The sequence below is a fragment of the Sphaerothrix gracilis Ecp01 genome, from assembly GCF_030405905.1.
In the GTDB taxonomy this organism is placed as follows: Bacteria; Cyanobacteriota; Cyanobacteriia; order Phormidesmidales; family Phormidesmidaceae; genus Sphaerothrix; species Sphaerothrix gracilis.
In genome coordinates, this window is the sequence record NZ_JASATW010000083.1 from 1 (window position 1) to 2664 (window position 2664).

A 2664-nucleotide genomic window follows, 5' to 3' on the forward strand; every position below is an offset into this window, starting at 1 on the left:
ACTGCATCTTGACCCTGGCTACCCTCACTTTTGCCATTGGTCTAGGCCAGGGAGAGTCCTGGGAATATATGTTCGAAGCAGCGGTGGCTCTGGCGGTGAGTGCCATTCCCGAAGGACTGCCCGCCGTGGTGACGATTACCCTAGCGATCGGCGTCAACCGCATGGCTCGCCGCAACGCTATCATCCGCAAACTACCTGCCGTGGAAGCCTTGGGCAGCGCCACCGTCATTTGTTCTGACAAAACCGGCACCCTCACTGAAAACCAGATGACGGTAAAGGCGATTTATGCCGGGGAACAGACCTATCAGGTCAGCGGCAGCGGCTATAGCCCCAAGGGAGAGATCGGTCTTGGGGCTGGCGATGCGCCCGATAACTGCCTGGTCGATCGCTTACCAGATGCCTTGCGGGAATGCCTGATAGCAGGGGTACTGTGTAACGACAGTCAGCTCAAGCAAACGGGAGACCACTGGACAGTAGTAGGCGACCCGACGGAAGGGGCCTTAATTGCGGCAGCGGCCAAAGCAGACCTGAACCAGGCGGGAACGACCAGCCTCATGCCCCGGCTCGACTCGATTCCGTTTGAGTCTGAGTATCAATACATGGCGACCCTGCACGATACTCTTCCCCGCGTCGTCTACGTCAAAGGCTCGGTGGAGGCGTTGCTGCAGCGCTGCACCCATGTCCTATCGGCAGAGCAGCTGATTCCGCTGGATAAATCCGCAATTGAGCAAGAGGTTGCGACCCTGACAGCTAAAGGGCTACGGGTACTGGCCTTTGCCCGCAAGATGGTAGGCGAGCATCATCACGCCATCGACCACGAGGATATTCAATCAGACCTGGTATTTATAGGGTTGCAGGGAATGATTGACCCACCTCGCCCAGAGGCGATCGCTGCCGTCCATGCCTGCCAGTCCGCAGGTATCCAGGTGAAGATGATCACCGGCGACCACATTACCACGGCCCAGGCGATCGCCCAGCGCATGGGAATTCACCAGGCCAATCAGGTGACTGCCTTCGAGGGCAGGCAGCTTGCCGCCATGGACGATTCCCAGCTAGCTCAGGTCGTGACTGACGGGGATGTGTTTGCCAGGGTTGCCCCCGCTCAAAAGCTGCGACTGGTGGAAACCCTTCAGATGAAAGGCAACATCGTGGCCATGACGGGCGATGGCGTCAACGATGCCCCAGCTCTCAAGCAGGCCGACATCGGCATCGCCATGGGCAAAAACGGCACCGAAGTGGCGCGGGAAGCCGCCGACATGCTGCTCACCGACGACAACTTTGCCTCCATTGAAGCGGCGGTAGAAGAGGGACGCACTGTTTATCAGAACTTGAGAAAAGCGATCGCTTTTCTGCTGCCCGTTAACGGCGGCGAATCCATGACCATTTTGATCAGTGCCCTGCTGGCTAGGGATTTGCCGATTCTCTCACTTCAGGTGCTCTGGTTGAACATGATCAATTCCCTGACCATGACGGTGCCCCTCGCCTTTGAGCCCAAGTCCAATGGCTTGATGAAGCAACCGCCCCGTCATCCAGGAGAATCATTGCTCACCGGACGGCTCCTACGCCGGATTCTGGCAGTTTCCTTGTTCAACTGGATTCTGATTTTTGGCATCTTTGAATGGGCTAAGGCAACCACTGGGGATGTGGCCGTTGCCCGCACCGTGGCCATTCAAGCGCTAGTGGCTGCTCGCATTATTTACCTGCTCAGCATCAGCCAGTTAGGCGCTAGCATCCTTCATTTCTTAAGTCGCAAATCAGCCTCCATTGCCAATGCCCCCATCTTGATCGGCGGCATTCTGGGGGCAGTGATATTGCAGGTGATATTTAGCCAGTGGAGCGTGATGAATACGCTGTTTGAAACCGCACCTCTGACCTGGAACCAGTGGTTAATTTGTCTACTGCCGATGCTGCCCATGGTGCCGTTTGCAGTGCTCGTCAATCAGATTGATTCACCCCGTCGCATCAACGAGTCTAGATGATGTCGTTGACGCATATTTCATCCGAGTCGTGCAACACCATCAATGATTTCTCTGACCTTACGGAACCCAAAAAATGATTGAAAGAATTCTGGTTGCAATAGAATACGGCGATACCTTTCACTATGTCTTTGATCAGGCAACTGAACTGGCTCAAAAAATCCAGGCAAATCTTAATTTATTAAGCGTTTTAAGTCCTAAAGAAGACAATAGTCTCACCGTATCCCCCTATTCTGATCGAGATCGGGCAACCTATCAAGAAAAATATCAGGGGATAGAAACGGCTAATACCAGATTGCTGAAAAACTTGGCTGATAAAGCCACAGAGATGGGAATTAAGGCAGAATTTACGCAAGAAATCGGCAATGTAGGACCAGCCATTTGTCAACTTGCAAAAACCTGGAGTGCTGATTTGATTATTGTTGGTAGTCACGGGCGTAAGGGAGTGAGTGAAATGCTGCTAGGTAGCGTCAGTAACTATGTCGTGCATCATGCAACCTGCTCAGTCATGGTTGTACACAAGCCAGCTTGAGGATTGACGCTTTCAAGCTTCCGCGACCAAGGTTCTAAGCCTGACTGTGAACGTTTCCTAAATACCTAATCATGGAACTGCTAGCCAACCCTTTCTATGAAACTGCTTTTGTATTGTTAGTTTCTGCCGTAATCGGGGCAGTCGGACTGCGCCTGC

2 protein-coding genes are annotated in these 2664 nt (G+C 53.3%); both read left to right on the plus strand.

Features of this window, described 5'->3' with window-relative positions:
• The coding region (locus QJQ48_RS27695) for an HAD-IC family P-type ATPase (protein WP_346294440.1) at window positions 1-1979 on the plus strand (1979 nt) is incomplete at its 5' end.
• Between the two features lie 73 nt (window positions 1980-2052).
• A complete protein-coding gene (locus tag QJQ48_RS27700) occupies window positions 2053-2508 on the plus strand; it encodes a universal stress protein (RefSeq protein ID WP_346294441.1) in 456 nt (151 codons plus the stop codon).
• Window positions 2509-2664 lie beyond the last annotated feature (156 nt).

Coding starts and splice junctions, on each gene's coding strand:
- QJQ48_RS27700 (WP_346294441.1), top strand. CDS start 2,053: ATGATTGAAAGAATTCTGGTTGCAATAGAATACGGCGATACCTTTCAC.